The organism is Bartonella sp. MR168JLCBS, assembly GCF_042194175.1.
In genome coordinates this window covers 1-809 of record NZ_JBHIMP010000282.1, presented here as the reverse complement: position 1 = coordinate 809, position 809 = coordinate 1, and the positions used below count along the sequence as shown (strand labels likewise).

General features: G+C 40.3%; 2 pseudogenes. Both read left to right on the top strand.

The annotated features are described in order from the left end of the window. Positions 1–204 (top strand): annotated as a pseudogene (locus tag ACFIK8_RS10885) (cell envelope biogenesis protein TolA); the annotation flags it as partial. A 44-nt stretch (positions 205–248) separates the two neighbouring features. After that, positions 249–809 (top strand): annotated as a pseudogene (gene tolB, locus ACFIK8_RS10880) (Tol-Pal system protein TolB); the annotation flags it as partial.

Below are 809 nucleotides of genomic sequence, written 5' to 3'. Positions count from 1 at the left end.
TTAGACCGCGAAGGAATGATCTTAGGAAATCCTATCATTGATCCCTTAAGTGGTGAAGAAAGTCAGCAAGCTATTATGATAAGACAGGTCTATGCAGCTGTTTTTTCATGCCAACCTTATAAAGACCTCCCACGCGATCAATATGATTTGTGGGGACAGGGTTTCGATTTTAATGTTGATCCCCTTCAAGAGATAATCCGGTGAGATATAATATTTTTCGCTCTTCAATGAAAGGATACATATCCATAATGGTTATGACGAGACGTATATTTTTTTCTTGGTTTATTGTCATTTGCAGTTTGTGGCTTTCGAGTTTTTCATCTGTCCATGCAAAATTGAAAGGCACTATTTCCAGTGCTGATTTTAATCCTATTCCTATTGCAATCACGGATTTTGTTTCCAACGATTCGATCGGGCTGAAGATCGCAGCGGTAGTCACAGCGGATCTTGAACGATCAGGACTTTTTTTACCGCTTGATAAGGCATCTTTTTTTGAAGAAATCTCCAATCCCAACAGTCAACCTCATTTTTCTCATTGGCAAAAAATAAAAGCGCAAGGTTTGGTCACGGGACAAGTTATAAGAGAAAATGACGGACGATTGAGAGTCGATTTTCGTTTATGGGATGTATTTGGGCGTCAACAACTCAAAGGACGGCGTTTTTATACCGCCACAGAACGTTGGCGCCGTGTTGCACATATGATCGCAGATGAGATCTATAGTGAGATGACGGGAGAAAGCGGCTATTTTGATACACGAATTGTTTTTATCGATGAAACAGGCCCCCAAAATGCACGCATTAAACGTTTA